Annotated in this window: 13 protein-coding genes and 1 riboswitch; of the genes, 5 read left to right on the top strand and 8 right to left on the bottom strand. The window is 34.4% G+C overall.

The features are described 5' to 3' along the window. Window position 1: 1 nt before the first annotated feature. Both EG339_RS07320 and pckA read left to right on the top strand, forming a co-directional pair. On the top strand, window positions 2–907 hold the full coding sequence (locus tag EG339_RS07320) for a GYDIA family GHMP kinase (RefSeq protein ID WP_123869640.1): 906 nt from the start codon (window positions 2–4) through the stop codon (window positions 905–907). Between the two features lie 127 nt (window positions 908–1,034). After that, the gene (gene pckA / locus EG339_RS07325) at window positions 1,035–2,651 is read left to right on the top strand and encodes a phosphoenolpyruvate carboxykinase (ATP) (RefSeq protein ID WP_123869641.1); all 1,617 of its coding nucleotides are present in this window, start codon (window positions 1,035–1,037) and stop codon (window positions 2,649–2,651) included. A gap of 189 nt (window positions 2,652–2,840) precedes the next feature. On the opposite strand, the gene EG339_RS07330 is transcribed toward pckA, so the two are convergent. After that, complete coding sequence (locus EG339_RS07330) at window positions 2,841–3,248, bottom strand: type II 3-dehydroquinate dehydratase (RefSeq protein WP_123869642.1); 408 nt, start codon at window positions 3,246–3,248, stop codon at window positions 2,841–2,843. A 244-nt stretch (window positions 3,249–3,492) separates the two neighbouring features. Beyond that, window positions 3,493–3,589: riboswitch (SAM riboswitch) on the top strand. Window positions 3,590–3,672: 83 nt separating this feature from the next. On the opposite strand from EG339_RS07330, the gene EG339_RS07335 reads away from it, so the two are divergent. Together EG339_RS07335 and EG339_RS07340 are read left to right on the top strand one after the other, a co-directional pair. Further along, window positions 3,673–6,609 carry a SusC/RagA family TonB-linked outer membrane protein gene (locus EG339_RS07335; RefSeq protein WP_123869643.1) on the top strand — a complete coding sequence of 979 codons (2,937 nt, stop codon included), beginning with the start codon at window positions 3,673–3,675 and terminating at the stop codon, window positions 6,607–6,609. Window positions 6,610–6,628: 19 nt separating this feature from the next. Then, complete coding sequence (locus EG339_RS07340; RefSeq protein WP_123869644.1) at window positions 6,629–8,122, top strand: RagB/SusD family nutrient uptake outer membrane protein; 1,494 nt, start codon at window positions 6,629–6,631, stop codon at window positions 8,120–8,122. A gap of 418 nt (window positions 8,123–8,540) precedes the next feature. On the opposite strand, the gene EG339_RS07345 is transcribed toward EG339_RS07340, so the two are convergent. The 7 genes from EG339_RS07345 to EG339_RS07375 form a co-directional block, all read right to left on the bottom strand. Continuing rightward, window positions 8,541–8,789 (bottom strand): CPCC family cysteine-rich protein, encoded by a 249-nt coding sequence (locus tag EG339_RS07345; RefSeq protein WP_228459719.1) that lies wholly within the window; start codon window positions 8,787–8,789, stop codon window positions 8,541–8,543. A gap of 217 nt (window positions 8,790–9,006) precedes the next feature. After that, window positions 9,007–9,138: a hypothetical protein gene (locus tag EG339_RS24625; protein WP_262706906.1), complete on the bottom strand. Its 132-nt coding sequence runs from the start codon at window positions 9,136–9,138 to the stop codon at window positions 9,007–9,009. Between the two features lie 189 nt (window positions 9,139–9,327). Continuing rightward, window positions 9,328–9,888, bottom strand: a complete 561-nt coding sequence (locus EG339_RS07350; RefSeq protein ID WP_123869645.1) for a hypothetical protein — start codon at window positions 9,886–9,888, stop codon at window positions 9,328–9,330. Further along, complete coding sequence (locus tag EG339_RS07355; RefSeq protein WP_228459720.1) at window positions 9,878–16,648, bottom strand: RHS repeat-associated core domain-containing protein; 6,771 nt, start codon at window positions 16,646–16,648, stop codon at window positions 9,878–9,880. The genes EG339_RS07350 and EG339_RS07355 overlap by 11 nt, the downstream gene beginning before the upstream one ends. An 89-nt stretch (window positions 16,649–16,737) precedes the next feature. After that, entirely contained in the window at window positions 16,738–17,214 is a 477-nt protein-coding gene (locus EG339_RS07365; protein ID WP_123869646.1) for a hypothetical protein, read from the bottom strand. Window positions 17,215–17,216: 2 nt separating this feature from the next. Beyond that, window positions 17,217–18,044 carry a hypothetical protein gene (locus tag EG339_RS24480; protein ID WP_228459721.1) on the bottom strand — a complete coding sequence of 276 codons (828 nt, stop codon included), beginning with the start codon at window positions 18,042–18,044 and terminating at the stop codon, window positions 17,217–17,219. 11 nt (window positions 18,045–18,055) lie between these two features. Then, the gene (locus EG339_RS07375; protein WP_123869647.1) at window positions 18,056–18,880 is read right to left on the bottom strand and encodes an FkbM family methyltransferase; all 825 of its coding nucleotides are present in this window, start codon (window positions 18,878–18,880) and stop codon (window positions 18,056–18,058) included. 442 nt (window positions 18,881–19,322) lie between these two features. Here EG339_RS07375 and EG339_RS07380 point away from each other — a divergent pair, with 442 nt between their 5' ends. Further along, window positions 19,323–19,646 (top strand): DUF6660 family protein, encoded by a 324-nt coding sequence (locus EG339_RS07380; RefSeq protein ID WP_123869648.1) that lies wholly within the window; start codon window positions 19,323–19,325, stop codon window positions 19,644–19,646. Window positions 19,647–19,747 lie beyond the last annotated feature (101 nt).

Raw genomic sequence — 19,747 nt, forward strand, 5'->3', positions numbered from 1 at the left:
TATGAACGCGATATTTTCACCGGGCAAGCTTATGCTTACTTCAGAATATTTCGCAATTGATGGAGCTCTTGTCCTAGCGGTACCTACCAGGCTGGGACAAGAGTTTTTCTTTGAAGAAAAAGATGATCACCAGTCTTTGATTTTCTGGGAAGCATTCCATCAGAACAAACCCTGGTTAAAAGCTGTCATTGATTATCAGAACTGGCAGATCCTGGAAACCAATATTCCATCAAGCGCTGAATTCATTTTAAAAACATTAAAGAATGTTCAGCAGCTTTCCATTACAAAATTCAAAAACAACTTTACTTATCATTTAAAGACAAACCTTCAGTTTCCTGCTGATTTTGGCCTTGGAAGCAGTTCAACATTAATGAACAATCTTTCAGAATGGGCTGAAATTGATCCGTTCTATCTAAATAGGATAAGTTTGGGTGGGAGCGGATATGATATTGCTGTTGCAAAAGAAAAATCTGCGGTCCTTTTTCAGAGTAAACCGGAGATCAGATATGAGAAGGTAGATTTTAATCCTGCCTTTAAAAATGAGTTGATCTTTATTCATTTAAATCAGAAACAGGATAGCAGGGAAGGAATCAGTCTTTATAAATCAAAAAAGAAGTCTCAGGAATTGGTAAATGAATTTTCAGATATCACAAAGAAAATTTTATTATGCAACGAATTGGAAACCTTTTCAGGACTAATGATGATTCATGAGCGTAAAATTTCCGATTTTATTGAAATTCCTACAGTTAAGGACAGGATATTTTCAGACTGCCCCGTATTTGTAAAAAGTCTAGGGGCTTGGGGCGGAGATTTCGTGATGAGTGCCAAATTTGGGGGCTTTAAAGACTATTTTTGGGAGAAAGGATTTACTACCGTTTTTGAATGGTCAGATTTAATTGACTTATAATCAGTGTTTTACAAGGTTGTTTTTTTATTTGCCATTCTGACTTATATCAGTATATTTAAACCACCTTTAACAAATAATTAATATTATTTTTGTTGAGGACAATAAAGAAATAGAAAATATAAGTAAAATGAAAAACACTAAAATCATCCAGGATTTAGAGAAATTAGGGATTAAAGGAAACTATGAAGTAGTGTATAATCCTTCTTATGAAGAATTGTATCAGGCTGAAGTTTCTCCTGAAAATCAGGGGTTTGAGAAAGCGGAACTTACGGAATCGGGCGCGGTATCGGTAAAAACAGGAATTTTCACAGGTCGTTCACCTAAAGACAGATATATTGTTCAGGATGATGTTACAAGAGACACAATTTTCTGGGATGGTAAAGTAAACTTGCCTACAACGCCGGAAATTTTCGGGTCTTGTAAAGAGCTAGTGCTGAACCAGCTTGCTGGATCTAAAAAGATTTATGTAGTAGATACATTCTGCGGAACGAATGCAGATACTAGACTTAAAGTAAGATTTATCGTTGAAGTAGCTTGGCAGGCACATTTTGTTACTAATATGTTCATTCGTCCTTCTCACTATGAGCTTGAAAACTTTGGAGAACCAGATTTCACAGTAATCAACGGTTCTAAAACAACAAATCCTAACTGGGAAGCTCAAGGATTGAATTCTGAGAACTTCATCATGTTTAACCTTACTGAAAAACTACAGATCATTGGTGGTACCTGGTACGGAGGTGAAATGAAGAAAGGTATGTTTGCGATGATGAACTATTATCTTCCATTAAAAGGAATGGCTTCTATGCACTGTTCAGCTAACGTAGGCGAAAAAGGTGATGTAGCTTTATTCTTTGGTCTTTCAGGAACTGGAAAAACTACTTTGTCTGCAGATCCGAAAAGATATCTTATTGGTGATGATGAGCACGGTTGGGATAACAATGGAGTATTTAATTACGAAGGTGGATGTTATGCTAAAGTAATTGACCTGTCAGAAGAAAAAGAACCGGATATTTTTGCTGCAATCAAGAGAGATGCACTTCTTGAAAATGTTGTGATCAAGAATGGAGTAGCAGATTATACTGATGGATCTATCACAGAAAATACAAGGGTTTCTTATCCAATTTATCATATTAACAAAATTGTATTGCCATCTAAGGCTGGTCATGCTAAGAAGATCGTTTATCTTTCAGCGGATGCATTCGGAGTACTACCTCCGGTTTCTATCCTGAATGAAGACCAGGCTCAATACCACTTCCTTTGCGGATATACCTCTAAATTAGCAGGAACTGAAAGAGGAATTACTGAACCTCAGCCATCTTTCTCTCCGGCATTTGGTGAAGCATTCCTTACATTACACCCAACAATGTATTCTAAAACATTAATTGGTAAAATGAAAGAACACGGCGCTAAAGCATATTTGGTAAACACTGGATGGAATGGTACTGGTAAGAGAATTTCTTTAAAGGATACAAGAGCTATTATTGATGCTATTATTGATGGTTCTATCGATAATGCCCCTAAAACTCAGGTTCCAATCATGAACCTTGAAATTCCTACTGAATTGCCAAACGTTTCTGCAGGCATTTTAGATCCTAGAGATACATATGCTAACGCTTCAGAATGGGAAGAAAAAGCAAAAGATCTTGCGTCAAGATATATTAAAAACTTTGAGCAGTATTGTAATACTGAAGAAGGTAAGAGATTAATTGCGGCAGGACCTCAATTACAGGGACAAGCTATTTAATCATAGATATATACAAATAGAAAGCCTCATCATTGATGAGGCTTTTTTATTTTTATCTCTCGCGGATCAGGCAGATTTCGCAGATGGTCGCGGGGTAAATACAAACTAATACAATTAAAATCTGCCTAATCTGCTAAACCTGCGAGCTAAATATTATATCCAGTATAAATCAGCTGATTTATCATTTCTTTACTTTAAACTAAGGATAGCCAATCGGTATCCATCCATTCCGAATCCTGATAAAACAGCATCGGTATTGGCTGCAGTAACAGATTTTTGTCTGAATTCTTCTCTTTTGTAAATATTACTGATGTGAACTTCTATTTTAGGTTTTCTGATATTCTTCAGGCAGTCAGCGATAGCATAGGAGTAATGGGTAAAAGCTCCCGGATTAATTACCACTGCATCAAAATCATCTTGCTGAAGCCTGTTGATAAGCTCTCCTTCAATATTGGACTGGTAATAGCTTAATTCATGAGTTTGAAACTCAGATTTTAAGTTCTCCAGATAAGTTTCCATGGAAACGGTTCCATAGATCTCAGGTTCGCGGGTACCTAAAAGGTTCAGATTTGGCCCATTTATAATCAAAACTTTCATTGTATAAAATTAAAAAGTTTTTTGGATTTAAAGTCAAAAAGTTCTGCCAAATAAGAGTTTTTATTCATTGAATTATTAATAATGATATTTGTCATGTTTGAGAAAATGATAATCTCTGTAACTTCTTTTTATAAAGGTTTTTAGTAAAAATATATGCTAATTTTTGAAAAATTATTATAAAATATCAATAAGTCTACTTGTTTTATAGACTAAAAGTTTATAGCTTTGCATCCATATTTCGATCGGCTTATAAAGAAAGATGGAGGGAACTGACCCAATGATATCTTGACAACCTGCATTACGTAAGGTGTTACATTCAGCCTTTAAAGGAAAAATAAGCATTTGGTTTATCGTATTTATCGATGCCCTTTGCTGACTTTTCAGTAAAGGGTAAAATTTTAGTATATGGTAAACAAAATTGATTATGATTAGTAAAAATCTATTTAGTTCTAAAGTCTGGATTCCACCAGTTGCAGTGTTTTTCCTGGGAATTGTAAGTGTAAACGCACAGAATTCCAAACCGAAAAAAGATACCCTTAAAGAAAAGGAGATTGATGAAGTAGTTGTGGTAGCCTATGGAAAGGCAAAAAGAAACAGCTATATCGGTTCAGTGGCAACCATTTCCAGCGATAAAATTAATAATAGACCTGTAACCAATGTAACAAAAGCATTGGAAGGACAGGTGCCCGGGATTCAGGTTACCGGGGCTTCAGGACAGCCTGGAGCAACTTCTACAATCAGAATCAGAGGAGTAGGATCGGTAAGTGCTTCCAGTGAGCCTTTATATGTTGTGGACGGAATTCCTTTTGATGGGAATATCAATGCGATAAGTCCTAACGATATAGAATCTATCAGTGTCTTAAAAGATGCTACAGCAAGTGCTCTTTATGGTTCAAGAGGAGCAAACGGAATTATAATTGTTACTACAAAATCCGGTAAAAAAGGAGAAGCCAGAGTGAATCTGAATATCAGCCAGGGGTTCTCTGGAAGAGCGGTAAAAGATTACGAGCAGGTGAATACGGATCAGTATTTCCAATTGTACTGGGAAGCAATGAGGAATGGTTACCAGTCCGGCCAGATCAATGCCCAGCAGGCAGCCCAGATGGCAACAGATAATATTATTTCCAACTTAGGAATTAATCCTTATGGTGTTAATTACCCAAAACCTGTAGGAACAGACGGCAAACTATTACCAGGAGCAAAGGCTTTATGGAATGATGACTGGAGAGATATTTTGCAGAGGGTTGCTTCCAGAAACCAGGTAGATCTTGATATCAGCGGAGGAAGTGAAAAAAGCAATTATTTCTTCTCATTAGGATATCTGGATGATAAAGGAATGGCTATTGAATCAGGCTTTAAAAGATACAATACCAGATTAAAGATCAATTCTGAGGTTAAAAGCTGGCTGAATGTCGGAGCAAATTTAAGTTATACCAACAGTATCCAGCAGGCTCCTACTTCTTCGGATTCTAAATCCAGTAATATTATTCAGGCTGCAAGAGCAATTCCTTCTTTCTATCCTTATTATGAAAGAAATCCTGATGGTTCTTATGTATTGGATGCTGAAGGAAACAAGGTTTATGATTTTGGAAAATACAGACCTACTGCAGCGCTTCAGAACCAGAATCAGGCAGCCAGTCTACCTTTGGATAAAAATGAAAATAAGATCGATAATTTTTCAGGAAAAGGTTTTATGGAATTTACGTTCATTCCTGAATTGAAGTTCAGGTCAAGCTTTTCTATTGATGTGGTTAGCTATAATGAACATTATTATACAAATCCACTTCTTGGGCAAGGAAAAGAAACGGGAGGTTCTGTCTCCAAATCCAACAGCAGAACACTTTCTTATACAACCAGTAATATTTTAACTTACGACAAAAGATTTGGGAAACACCATATTAATGTATTGGGAGGTCAGGAATTTTATAAATATGATTATCAGATCATTTCCGGCAGCAGACAAGGCTTTTCACTACCTAACTATTATGAGCCTGATGCAGCATCCCTGTTAGTAAGTTTTGGCGGTAAAAGTGATAAACTGAGTCTATTAAGTTTCCTTGGAAAAGTTGAATATGATTTTGACAATAAATATTTCTTATCTGCTTCAACAAGAGCAGACAGTTCTTCAAGATTTGCAAAAGAAAACAGATGGGGTACATTCTGGTCTGTAGGAGGATCCTGGAAGCTTTCAAGTGAAGAGTTTATCAGAAATCTGGATTTTTTCAATCTTTTAACATTGCGTGCTAGTTACGGAGGTCAGGGGAATGATAAGTTACAGAAGCCAAATGGTTCAGCGCTGTATTATGCTTATCAGGAATTATATAAGGATTTCCCTCTTGCCGGTGAACCTGGGAAGACATTGGAAAAAGTAGGCACTCCTAATCTGATATGGGAAACTAATCTTAACCTGAATGTAGGGTTAGAGTTTGCAATCCTTAATAACAGGATTAAGGGAAATGTTGAGTATTTTGAAAGAAAAAGTAAAGATCTTCTGTTTAATGTACCGGTTGCTCCGTCTTTAGGAATAAGCGACTATCCGGCGAACGTTGGAACAATCAAGAATACAGGTTTTGAATTCTCATTATTCACCACCCCTGTAAAAACCAGTGATTTCCAGTGGAATGTTGACATTAACCTGAGTACTTTAAATAATAAAATTACAAAACTACCTGGAGGACCGCTTGTGGTAGGAACAACTAAACAGCTGAACCTGGGAGGTTCTGTATACGATTTCTACCTTCAGGAATGGGCCGGGGTAGACCCAAGTAACGGAAAACCATTATGGAAAACCATTACTAAGGATGCTAACGGAAATATGGTGGAAGGAACCACTTCAGAATATGCTAAAGCTACAAAGATTTTACAAGGTTCTGCCTTGCCTAAATTAACTGGAGGAGTGAGTACAAGCATCAATTATAAAAACTTTGATTTTTCAGCGTTACTGACATTTAAAATTGGTGGAAAGATCCTGGATACAGATTATGCTTCCATCCTTCACAGCGGAAACTTAGGCGGACGTGCATGGGGGACAGAAATGCTGAACAGATGGACCCCGGAAAATCCTTATACAGATGTTCCTGCTTTAAGCACAAAAACGAATAACTGGACTTCACAGTCTACAAGATTCCTTTATTCAGGAACGTATGCAAGACTTAAAAATGTGAGTTTAGGATATACGTTACCTTCTGATTACTTTGAAACGATCGGATTAAAGAAATTCAGAATTTATGTGCAGGCAGAGAATCTTCTGACCTTCTATAAACATAAAGGAATGGATCCTGAACAGGCGCTGGACGGAACAACGTACTACAGATATCCGGCAATGAGAACAATCACTTTTGGTCTTCAGGCAACGTTTTAACCCTTAACAATTTGAAACAATGAAAAATTTAAAATATTTATCTTTTGCTTTACTAGGATTATGGTCACTCACAAGTTGTGAAAGTGAGATGGATACTGCTCCTACAGATCAGGCAAACAGTGTTGAGGTTTTCAAAACCGCGGAAAGTGCAGAAACGGTTATTAATGGAACCTGGGCAAAATTCAATAATGATGGAACTACATATGCTAATATCGGATATTCAACTGTTTTAAGGGCAAGTGATGCGATGGGAAGCGATGTGGCTGTATTAACCAATAAATATGGTTTCTCATCTACTTATGATTTCACGGAAATGGTGAATAACACAGTCGGTCGTCCGTTATTTATCTGGACAATGCTGTATTCCACCATCAATAATATGAATAATGTTATTGCAAAAATTGATGCTTCGGAAGGTAGCCAGGCAAAAAAGGACCAGGTAAAGGGGCAGGCAAAGGCATTACGTGCTTTCTGTTATCTGAATATTGCCAGCTTTTATCAGTTTAGCTATCTTAAAGATAAATCTGCATTAGTTGCGCCAATTTATACGGAACCTTCAACAACAGGCTCTGCTACAAAGAAAAAATCCAGTCTGGAGGATGTTTATACTTTAATTAAAAGTGATCTTGCAGATGCGGATAATTTGTTAAAGAACTATACAAGAAATAACAAAGATAAAATCAACCGCAACGTAGTGAACGGTATTTTAGCAAGAGTATATCTGAATACAGGGGAGTGGAGTAAAGCTGCAACAGCTGCAAAAACAGCAAGAGAAGGTTTTGCATTGATGACTCCGGAAAAGTATAAAGAAGGATTCAATGACATTAATAACGGTGAATGGATCTGGGGACATGCACAGACCCAGGAAATGTCAGATGCAAGTTATGCTTTCCATTATCTGGATGTATCTTCATCAGGAAGTTATTACTACAGCTTTATGGCTGATCCTTATTTTAAAAAGCTGTTTGATTCCAATGATATCAGATCTCAATTATTCTCATGGGATGGCCTTCCGGGAAGAGAAGGATTGTTGAGATATGCTAAGTTCAAATTTAAGTCTACTCTTATTGCAGATATTGTGTATATGAGAGCGGCTGAAATGTACCTGATTGAGGCAGAATCAGAAGCAAGAAATGGAAATGTAACCCAGGCGGTAACTGTTTTGAATCAATTGAGAGCTGCCAGAAATGCAGATGCTTATACAGGATCATTAGCACAGAATGATGTGGTAAAGGAAATCTTAATTGAAAGAAGAAAAGAATTGTTTGGAGAAGGATTCTCGCTTTCAGATATTATTAGAACGCAGGGAACAGTAGAAAGAAAACCGTTTACAGATGCGGAAGGAAAGCCAATCAAAGTTCAGATAACAACCCCTAACGGAACTGTAAAAACCGTTGATGGGAAAGGTCACACCGTGTTTGATTTTCCGAACAAGACTCCGTTTGTACCGAATAGCCCCTATTATTTATTCAGTATTCCACTGAAAGAGATTGAAAATAATCCCAATTTATAATACATAGTCCATATTAGATTTGATTTTTTAGCCACCGCTTTTGCGGTGGTTTTTTATATAAAATGGCTGCCTTATTTTTAAGGCAGCCATTTATCATTGTGTTAATAAAAATATTCTATTTGTATTAAACCTTTTATGCGCTTTGAGAGAATCCTGTTCTCCGACATCTCCCGACTTTGGAGAATGTTTACAAAATTACTTTTGTTTATTGGCGCAAAGTCTCCAGACTTTGCGTAGCGGGCAATAGTACATCAGCTATTAACTTTTAATACAATATCTTTTTCAAGAGTATAGATTTTAAATGATAATTCTTTATTATAAATTGCTATCTCTAAAAAAGGAGATGCATCTTCGTTACAGAAAACTTCTAAGTAAAAGATATTCTGAATTAATATCTCCGACTTCTTCTGCTCTAATGTCATTTTTTTTCATCTTGCAGAGGAGGTCGAACCAATTCTATAAATTGCCTTTCTATTACTCCGTATTTTTCAAAATTAATTTTTGCTTCTCTTAAACTTACAGTATTTGCTCCGCAATCATAATCAATATCATGAAATTGAATACCGTCATCTTCCCAATAACACACAGGACATATTTGAAATGTATTATCAGCCTTATATTTAAGAGTAAGTATAATATCCGCAACAAGGGCACGGGAATTTTCCATATTTGTTAGTGTCCATATAATTGTACTTGTTTTAAATCTCATTGATTTATCTCGATCACAAGAATAAATTATAAAAATAACAGGAATAAAAAATAATAATAAATTCTTTTCATCATTTTTCTATTTTAAAACTCCATTGTATCTTATGGTAAATGGAGTTCCTCCCGCATACTTACAGTAGGAATCATTAATATACCTTTTGGGGCAATGTATATGTTTATCCATTTAGTATTTTTCCTCCGAATGTTGCAACATTTCTTTTGAATCCCTCTACGCTACCCCATTCATTATTCTTCATTTCAAAATCATATCTTCCACATCTGTATCCGGTTTCTCCATCTACTGCCAACTTATAATAGCTAGCTTTATCCGGAACGGGTTAAAATAAAATCGTAGAGAAGAAAAAATATTTATTCTCAAGAGTGGTTTCTTCATTGGTTTATCTCACTACTTCTATATAAAAAATAAATGAGCTGCAAGTTTATAAACAGACCTGCCTAATAATGTAAATTGAGCAGGTCTTCTTTTAAATTTTAATCTACTGTAAAACTATTTTAATGTAATTGGATTTAATAGAATGAGGGTATAGTGAAATACTATTTTTAAAGTTTATAATACCCTCATTTATAAATTGAGCATTATAAGTTACTCTGAATTGTGCGACTTTTCCCTTATATTTATTATCAACTAAATAATAATTCTGATTTTTGTCATAAGTAGATTTATCCTTTTCTAAAAAAATAAGCAAAGGAAAAGTAAAGCTATAAGACTCATTTGGGTTTAGAATAATAAAATTACTTTTTACTTTTTCATAATCAATAGGATAATTATGATTTTGTTCCACAGTAATATTTTTGATTTTGTACATTTTTTGCTTCAATAAGGTAATGTTTTCAATATCGTAAACATTATTAAAAGTTGTATTTGTAGTTTCATCATATTGGTATAATAAAACTTTTTCTTTGCATCTACTTGTAAATTTTAAATATATATTGTCGGTTTTATCCTTATTAATAGTTAGGTAAACACAATTTGACTGTGAGAAAATAACAGCAAACTGAAAAAACAATAGTAATAATAATAATTTTTTAGTATCCATTTCTTTTAAGCCAATCTTGATATTGTTGTTGTTGAATTATATCCCCGGCCCTATATCCACTTTCATATGCTCTTTTTTCCATTAGACGGGTTGTTTCGCGCTTACCAAATTTTGTAAGATTTCTCTTAAAATAGCCACTCATATAATCAATAGCATGGGTGAATTCGTGAACAAAAGTTCCTGCCAGATTAAGATATGACGTAAAAGCTTCCTTAAATATGGTAATTTGAGTTACTGTTGTTTTAACTTCTGTTTTGATAAGCTTCCCTGCTTGTATAAATTTAGTTTTATCTGTTTTATATGCGATTTGGGCTTTAGTTTCATCACCAGAACTACCACCATCCTTAATAGGAATATTTCCTGTCTTTTTTGCTAAATTATTAATTGTTCTTAACTTTTTCATTGTTGCTACTTCAGCATCAAAATTAGAATAATCGGGAACAGCATTAGGATTTAATCCAATTTTTTCCATGTCATCCACTAAATTATCTGTAGTTGGAGATTTATGAGCAAGATAATTAAAAGCAGTAACCATCAACCCTTGTCCAGCACCCATCCAGAAGTTTCCACCTCCAAGTACAGACCCTATGCCACCGCTTACGGCTCCATTAAACAATGCAAAGCCATCACTTCTTAATATATTATTGGCCCCTAAGTTATCTGTAGCCATACCTAACAAATCACCCGAAATACTGGCAAAAGCTCCACTTAGTGCTCCTCCCCAAAAGTTCCCTCCTTGCACAGTGGAAAAAATACCTTGCGTAAGGGCATGTGCTCCTGCTCTGGCTACAATGGTTCCCCATTTGCCAAGGGTTTCTGCTACAGAAGCTATTTTAAATACATCCCCTATTGCTCCTGCTATTCCGGCACTTGCATATGACATGGCAAGACCTCCTACAAAACGTGCTCCGTTAAACGGAGTCTGTGTATAATACATAGTAAAAAACTCTGAGACTACAGCTGCTATGATAGGGACAAACCAGACAAACTCTCCATTCGGATCATTATACATCAATGGATTGTTAAATACATACCCATATTTATTGTAGTTCTGGGTATTGAATATGTCCTGAATATTCTCATCTGCATTTAAGAATCTTCTTAATAGCGGATCGTATAATCTACCGTTCATATGAATAATCCCCACTTCTGCAAAATATTCATGACTGGTATACCCACGATCTATTAATAAAGAAGAGTTATTAATGATATTCTTATCCGTAATAATAGCTCCATTCCCTATCTGTAAATGCGTGAAGTTACCCCATGCATCAAAATGTCTCTGTTCTAATTTATTTCCGACTTCATCACTGATGGCTAAGATACTTCCTATATAATCTTTATGCAAGAATTTATAAGAACCGCTGTTCTCTGTAAAGTCCTTTAAATATACAATATTTGATTCATATGGTATTCCACCTATATAAATGATATGTTTTTCTTTTCCGGTAGTATTGTCTTTTACGATTTCATAGCTTCCGTCTTCACTATAATATTTGGTAAACTTTCCTTCTCCGTCTGTACTGAAAATACCTCCATAGGTAACTCTTTGTCTCATGCTGGTCAAGCCATACTGGAAGGCTACATCTCCTTTTTCTCCATCGATGAATACAGGATCGTTGTTTTCATTGTAAGCAATGCTTTGAATTAGATCATTGTTATAATTTTGTGTTCCGGCAGCATTTAATGTCATACCCGTTGGTTGGTAGATTTTGGTGGAATTCTCATACTTCATTGTTCCCACTTGGTCATTCTCCATAATCCTGCCTTTAACATCATAGACGTTTCGGTTTGCAGAAGGTTTAATACCTGTTACAGGATTCGTCCAGTTAACAAGTCTATTATTATCATCATAATCAAATGATTCTGCAATATTGAAATCACCTCCGGTTGTTCTGCTTTTTAGTTCATTTTTAATCCCATCAAATGAATATAAAAGTTGCAGAATACCTGGCTTAGTAGCTGATGAATGGTTGACACTCATTAAGAAACCACTCGTATCATAAGTGTTATTTATATCTGCTGCTCCTAATTTGGCTTTCAATGCCTGACCTCTGGCATTGGTCTCTTTTAGCTCCCACAGAACTTTCCCTGAATTTTTATCCTTCACCTGGCTGAGTTCACCATTCCAGACATTGTACACATTTTCTATTTGTACTTTAGTTAAAGTACCGGAAGAATACAGTTGTTTTTCATAGGATATTACCCTTGCTTTATCATCATAAGTTATCCCTTTCTGTATAAAATACTTACCATTGCTACTTTCAGATGCAGATAGTAGTCTTCCTTGTGGATCATAGAAAACATTATTACTATATGCCTGTCCTTTAGAAGTTCCTGACTTGGTAATAACCCTCCCTTTATCATCATAAGTAAAAGAAATCGTCTTATTGGTTGCCTGCCCACCGTCGGTAGTGGAAAGTTCTTTTTGAGAGATCAGCTGTCCCAGATTATTATAAGTGTATTCCTTCGTTCCTTTCGGACTGATGATCTTCTTAGGCTGTCCAAAACCATCATATTCATATTTATAAATACCATTGGAAGGATCATTAAATTCTGATTTTCTTCCCCATGAATTATATTGGGTGGTAACAATATTTTCGGCATATTGTGCTTTGATTTGTTCTCCGGCAGCATTATAGGAAAACTGGATTGTTCCTCCCTTATCTATAGTTGATACTATGTTTCCTAATGCATCTGCTATTTTAGAAGTTGTCCTTTGATAGCCGTTAAGTTCCTTAATGGTTGTTATTAAGCCGGTAACGGTAGTTTCTATTTTTTTACCTAGAAAGGAATGTATTGTCCCACCCAAGTCAAACGAGTTAACAAGTGATATAGATGTTATTTTAGCAGGGAATACCGTATCATCATATCTCAATGCATTCCACAGGCTTGGATATTGACCATCAAAATAAGGTTCACTTTCGAATGTTTTTCTACCTAATATATCATACCAAGTATCCCGAGAAACAAACTGGCCTTGCCCAAACGCTTTGGTAGATGTTCTATATTCCTGCTCAAACCTGTTGGTGAATCTCTTGGAAATATCACCATCTGGATCGTACTGGGTAACAATAATGTTGGAGCCATTATCCCTTTCGTACTGGTAGGTGGTTGTCCCTGCCAGATTGGTCTTAGAAGTGAGGAGTTTACCCCAATGATCATAAGTATTGCTAAGAGTATTTCCCAAAGGATCTGTCTGCTTCTCAATCTGGCCCTGATCATTATAGCTAATATTAGTTTCCAGTCCTAAATTATCCGTTTTCTTGACTGCAAACCTTCCTTTTGGATCATATTCTGTTTTTAAGGTCTGTGTTTGGGAATCTACACTATTGCTGGTTACTTTTTGGGTGATATTTCCAAAACCATCATATTCGTAGGTTTCCTGTAAATAGCCTGTATTATCTCTGTTCCATGTTTTTAACGTTTTTAAAAGATTATTTTCATAAGTGTATTCTTCCTTGGCTGATTTGGTATCCCCATAGGCCTGTACAATATCGGTTTTGATTTTCGGTTTTCCAATGCTGTAGTTATTTCCGGGAGTAATATTAGGTGGATAGTATTCTAGCTCTGATCTAATAATAGAAAAGCCATCGTTAATGTTTGTTACAGACTTTTTAGGAAGATATAAATTGTCATATTCTTCAACAATATGGACTGTCTTTACACTTTTCAGAAAGTCTTTGGATATAGTAACATAAGGGTTGACTGCAAGAACAATTTTAGGTTTATCAGCATCTGTAACTGTTGTCACTACATTCCCGTTGAGAAGCTTGTCTATTTTGTATTGATATTGTTTAAATGACAATAACTGCGTATTGTCTAAAGAAATATCATTCGGAAATATTTTCGTTTCGTCCGTAGTTCTTATAGACCAATTTTTATAGGGTAATCCTTCGTTAATAGGGTTTATTTCGGAGCCACTCCAGATTTTTGTATTCTCAAAACCACTGGCATAGAATGTTGATCTGGCTGTTTGTCTGAATCCTATAATTCCCTTTCCATGTAAATTCCCTATCAAATCTCTGTACCTAAACTCCTGTCTTCTTTGATCTTGAATTAATTTCGAAACTACATAATGATTAACATTTTCTTTAATACTAACATAAGGGTAACTTACAGTATTAATATCTAAATAAGATTTATAAATATTCCCTTCATTAACCAAAGATGAATATTCTATATCTGTTTTTACACCTCCTTGTGTTATAGATTTAATCCTTGCCATCTTATCTAACTTATTTCCTAAGTCCCATGTGATAAGCTTGGTTTTATGAATAATAGCAAAATCAGTGTTAAGTTGAGGTAGTCGGAAGTTCCCTATGAGTGGTAAAAAATGTTCACCATAATTAGAATAGTTAATGTCTTCCCCATTTTGATCTCCCCATGCCGTTTCTTCTTTTGAGGCCAGATCATAAGCGACTGTAAATATAGGCTTACCTGTAGTGTCAACACCATCATTTCTGAAATAAACAAATCCATAACTAGAGTCCTTATTGTTAATTGCCCATTCTCTAAACCATACTTCAGATTGGAATTGAAGAAAATCACTTTTCCCATCTTTATTAAAATCAGGAGCAAAGTAATTTTTTATTGTATTTCTTCGTTTAGTAGGTTTTCCGTCATGCTTTGGTTTATAAAGTGATAAATTTGAATAATAATATTCTACAATACCTTTACCTGTTGAAATAAACATTTTCCAATCTGATGAGTCTTCTGCTACTGGAGACATTACATCAGTTTTTCCATCACCGTTAAAATCTCCTAGTAATGCTACTCCTTTAACAGAGATCTGAGCAGGTGATTGTGCTTTTAAATCAAATTCCTTTGTGACAGGATTTAGAGAGTAGATTTTAGTCCCGTCTTTCAATCCAAATAAATCTGTTTTTCCATCACCATCAAAATCACCTAACGGTATTGGTTTATAGTAAAAAGACGAAATAAATGTATACTGCCCCATATTAGTAGTATAATCCGTTAGTGGATTGTCTCTCTTTTTTAGTGTTCCTTGTAATGGGTCAAGATAAAATTCAAACACTTCACTTCCAAGATTTGCAGTTCCTTGTAATTCGGGATAGCCGTTCCAGTCCTGTCCCCAAATTTCTTCATATACGTCTTTTAATGTAGTAATAATAAATTCAGAAATACCATCTCCATTGAAATCTCCTTCAAGAAACTTTAAATCACTAAGCATATAGCCTATTGGCCCATGTTGAGTTCCTTGATAGCCTGTTAGATCTGAAAACCCAAATGAAGAAAAATCAAATTGCTTTAACATGATTTCGTCAACTCCGGATCCATTAAAATTATAGGCTCTAAGATTTAATTTATAGGTTGGTCCAAAAACCCATTCATAAGTAAAGAATGTATCGTTCGACGGCATTACTCCATTACTTTTAGGATAATTGCCACGAGTTACAACCGTTCCTGTATAATTAATATTTACAAAATTTCCTGAACCATCAAGCCTGCCTAGCATTAATGTATTTCCTTTAATAAAATCTAATTTTCCATCACCATTAAAATCTCCTGAGACAACATTGTCTCCATATATTTCGTCAAACCTGGAATTTTGATTGAAAGTATTTGATGATTGAGGAGATGATTCATTTTCAAAGACTATAGGATTAGCAGCTTCATTATTAGCATTATATTCTGTTACCTTATTAACAAATTTATATTTTGTATCATTATTAACATAGTCAATTATATATCTTTTAAACTGACTTCCATTTGAGTTTACTTTAATTTCCGATAAAATTTTACTTTGTGTATGTTTCAATCCCTGAACATAGGATTCTTCTATTAACCCTCTATCATTATAGATGAACTCAATTAAGTTAAAATGAGGTTTATTTAATATTTCATTTCCTCCCCATTCTATTTTTGATATTCGTATGACACGACTTGGACTTCTGAACCCATATCCCCCTGTATCAGGATCAGATTCATAATTATAGCTAATGTAATTTCCTTGCGCGTCTTTCCATTTTACAATATTGTATTCTAAAGGGGTTGTTACTATAATACTTCCTCTAAATCCACCTTCGTTTTTACCATACCAGGCTTGTGATCCATCTTCAAAAGTTACTTCAAAATGTGCAGGACCAGCATCTTGCCCGTTGATGTTGTAGGTTCCTACGGATTTTATTCTAATATTAGAGTACTTTTCTATAACATATTCTGCTCCATCTTTCCCATATTCGCCAGATTTAAGAATTAATCTTTGGCCATTGAAGCTATAATAATCAGAATAGTCCAATTGTATTCCTTTTACCTCTCCATCTTTTTCAATGTTCTTGCCAACCCTTGAGATTGTCGTAACCCCGGAAAGATTCCAAGAATATCCTGCAATCCCATTAGAAGAACCGCTGGTATACACTAAATTAACCTGAGGCGCTACACTTTTAACTCCCGGCGGTAAAGCAATAGGCAAAGTAAACTGCAATTGTCCTGCTCCATTTACTTCTATATTCCCTTTAGTATCATGGAAACTTTTTCCAACCGGAGCTGTTGTTCCTGATGGGTTAGTTGCCCCTGCTCCTGAATCCACAGGTCCGCCTCCCGGATTCTCCGTAGCCGGACCAATCTTTGCCAAAAACGAATTGGAAGCATCCGATTTAGCATGAAATCCTTGTGACATAATCACCGTCTGTGGATCCTGAACGGTACGGGATGTGGTTTCGGGCTGATACAGTATGGTCTGTGAAAAGCCCAATACCGAACACAAGGATAATATCAATGATGAAAATAATTTCATTGTTGTTTAGTTATTTTATAAATGATAATGATTAATGATGATTGACTGGAAATAATTCAATTAAGATTGAAGATTTTCCTTTTTCAATCTTATCTTTTAGTCACATTTCTACTAAAGACTCTACCATCTTTAAGCGTAAAGCGTAGTATGTAAACTCCCCAGTCATAACCTGCCATATTGATTTTTACCTGACGGTTTAGATCAGGAGTGTTTTGCTGTTGAAATTTCCAGTGAGTAGTACTATGCTGATACAATGAAACAGATTCGATAAGACCATCTACTTCTTCAGTCCAGTCTATAGTAAGAAAATCGTTAACAGGAACCGGATACAGTCTGATGTTCTTCAAAAAAGTTTTTTCATCCATTTGTGGTTCCTGTTTTGCAATAATAGTTTCTATTGTCTTAGCTTCTTGCTTTACTATTTCTTCTGGGGCTTTTTTAGCGGCAGCATTTGTCCCTCTGTATCTTTGGTTTCCGGCTTCATCATATTTAAAATAGACTTCTGTCTGAGAATATCCCAGAAAACCAATCAATAGAGAAAACGCAGAAAATAATTTTCTTTTCATATTTATTTTTTTGTCATTAGCTGTTGTACTTGCCTTTTAAGTTCTTTGATTTCTTCTGATTGGGATTTTAATTGCTTGTTTTGTTCAATTGAATAAAGGGTTAGTTCTTCTATTTTTTGCAAAAGTTTAATTTGAAATTCCCCTATATTTACTCCGTTTTTCTCCATTTCTTTTGCAGAAGCAATCTCTGGAAGATGTTTTTTTTCTTTTATTTGTTTCTCTATATCTTCTAGTTTTGGCAAATTATAATTTTCTTCAAAAACAAAATCTGCCGTTGGAGTTATGGTCACCTTTACTTCTTTTGCTTCAATTTTTGCATCAACTTTCATATTATCACTAAAAGAAGATTTACCTGCCACATCAAGTTTGTATTGAGGATTATGTACACCTATTCCAATATTTCCATTTGATCTTATATTGAAGAAACCTTCATATTTTGTAGGGCTAGTGAATCCAGAAACTGTCATTACACTAGGATTATTGGGTTGATATTTTGAATATCTAAGAAATATAAGATCATTTCCATTTCCAACATTTTCAGCCTCACTTCCAACATAGAATATATCACTATTCTCATTAGATATTATTTGAGCCCTCCCATATACTTTGAAGGCAATATCTGGATGTATTGCTCCTCCTATTGCAATTTTTCCAGCCGAATTTATTCTTACCCTTTCAGTATTATTTGTTTTAATAATAAAATCTTGGTTATCTATAGTCCCTAAGAAATTAGTATTTGAATTGATTCCTGAGTTTCCATTTAAATTCCATGACTGTCCATAAATAGTTAATGATAATAAAAAACTTGCAGTCATTAAACTTTTTCTCATAATTATATATTTTAAATATTATTTTTTGTTGCATAAATCATTTTTTGTCCTTTAAAAGAATCAGGAGCAAAGACTTTAAATTTAAAAGGTAGTAAATCGTTTCTTAGCTGATCTATAGTATAGGGATCATGTAGTTCTATAATAATATTATCCACATTTTTAAGCCATGTATTATTATTCTTTAAAAGAAGTTGTTCCAAACCTTCAATATCTATTTTTAACAGATCAATATGATCTATTCCAAGTCCATTCATGTAAGTCTGCATACTGTATGCTTTTACCGAATTGCTGTTTTCTTCTATTTGATCTGAAATTTTAAAGTTATATGATAAATCAGGGGAGGAAAGAAATACAACTCCATCTTTAGTGTCAATAGCAGCGTGTTCAGAAATGATATTATTGGAAAATGAAACATTTTTTTTAAGACTTTCATAATTTTCTGCTTCTGCTTCTAAAGCATATATTTTTGCTTTTGGATATTGTAATGCAAAGAATACAGATGTTAAGCCTACATTGGCCCCTAAGTCCATTATAATTTGAGGATCAGATAAAAAAAGACCTGCTGGTATATTGTATGTTTTTTTCCAAAAGACTTCATAAAATATATCAAAATCACCTGAATAAGTCCTTATGTGAACAGGAACGTTTTTTTGTGATAAAATAAAATTATACGTTACAATATCATTGTTTTCTTTTCCTAAAAAAATATTTTTTTTAAATTTTGATGAGTATTTTTTAGAGTTTTTTATGAAAAGAAAAGTTTGAGAAAAAGAAGAGTTAATCTTAAAACAAAAGATAAGTTTAGAAATGATTGTACCTAGTCTATTGATAAGCATAATTTAGATGTTAATGGTTCAGATTGATAATAAAAGTTAAGTTTTGCGCAAAAATTTTGAATGTAGTAGTGCTGCAAACTAGCAGTGTTCGTTTCATATATTAGTGAATAAAGTGATTTTTTGAATTTGAAAAAGGAAATATTTCTGAGAAGGTGTGAATTGTTTTTTCACTTTAATAATAGTTATTTAATTTTTTGCAAAGGTAGTAAATCCCAATTGGAAAATATGATTAACTATTTATAAATCGGTATTTTAGGTTGATTTATTGTTTTGTTGATTATACCAATGAATACAATAAAAAGTATGGCATTTTTTTTGGAAATAAATAACAGTAGAGTGATAAATATGATTTTGGGAAAAATTCTAAGTATGAAAAGAACTTGATTTTTGTCACCTATTTTGAAACCTTACCCATTTTAGAAAAAAACTTTACCTTTGTAACATGAACCTGTTAAGATGGATATTGGCAATTTATTTCATGGCGTTATCATTGATGCCCTGTGAAGATGTGTCTCATCCATTAAATTCAGGAAACAAAAGAATTTCTTTAAGTATTTCTGAGAATCATTCTGCTGATAAAGGAGATATTTGCTCACCATTGTGCGCTTGCAGCTGTTGTCAGATGACGGTTTCGGCCTTTAAAATGGATGCTTTATTAGAAACCCCAGAGCAGATTCCTGCTTATTTTTCAAAGAAAATCCTATTTCATAAAAACGACTTTGCCTATCAGGTATACGATCCTATATGGCAACCTCCTAAGATTTAATTTTATTGATTATCAGAAAGTTGTGCTTTCTGGTCCTACTTGAAACTTTGCAATACCATTGCAGAGGTTTTCAGGATATTTTTGCTGCAGTATTCTATACT

It is taken from the genome of Chryseobacterium bernardetii, assembly GCF_003815975.1.
Taxonomy (GTDB): Bacteria; Bacteroidota; Bacteroidia; order Flavobacteriales; family Weeksellaceae; genus Chryseobacterium; species Chryseobacterium bernardetii.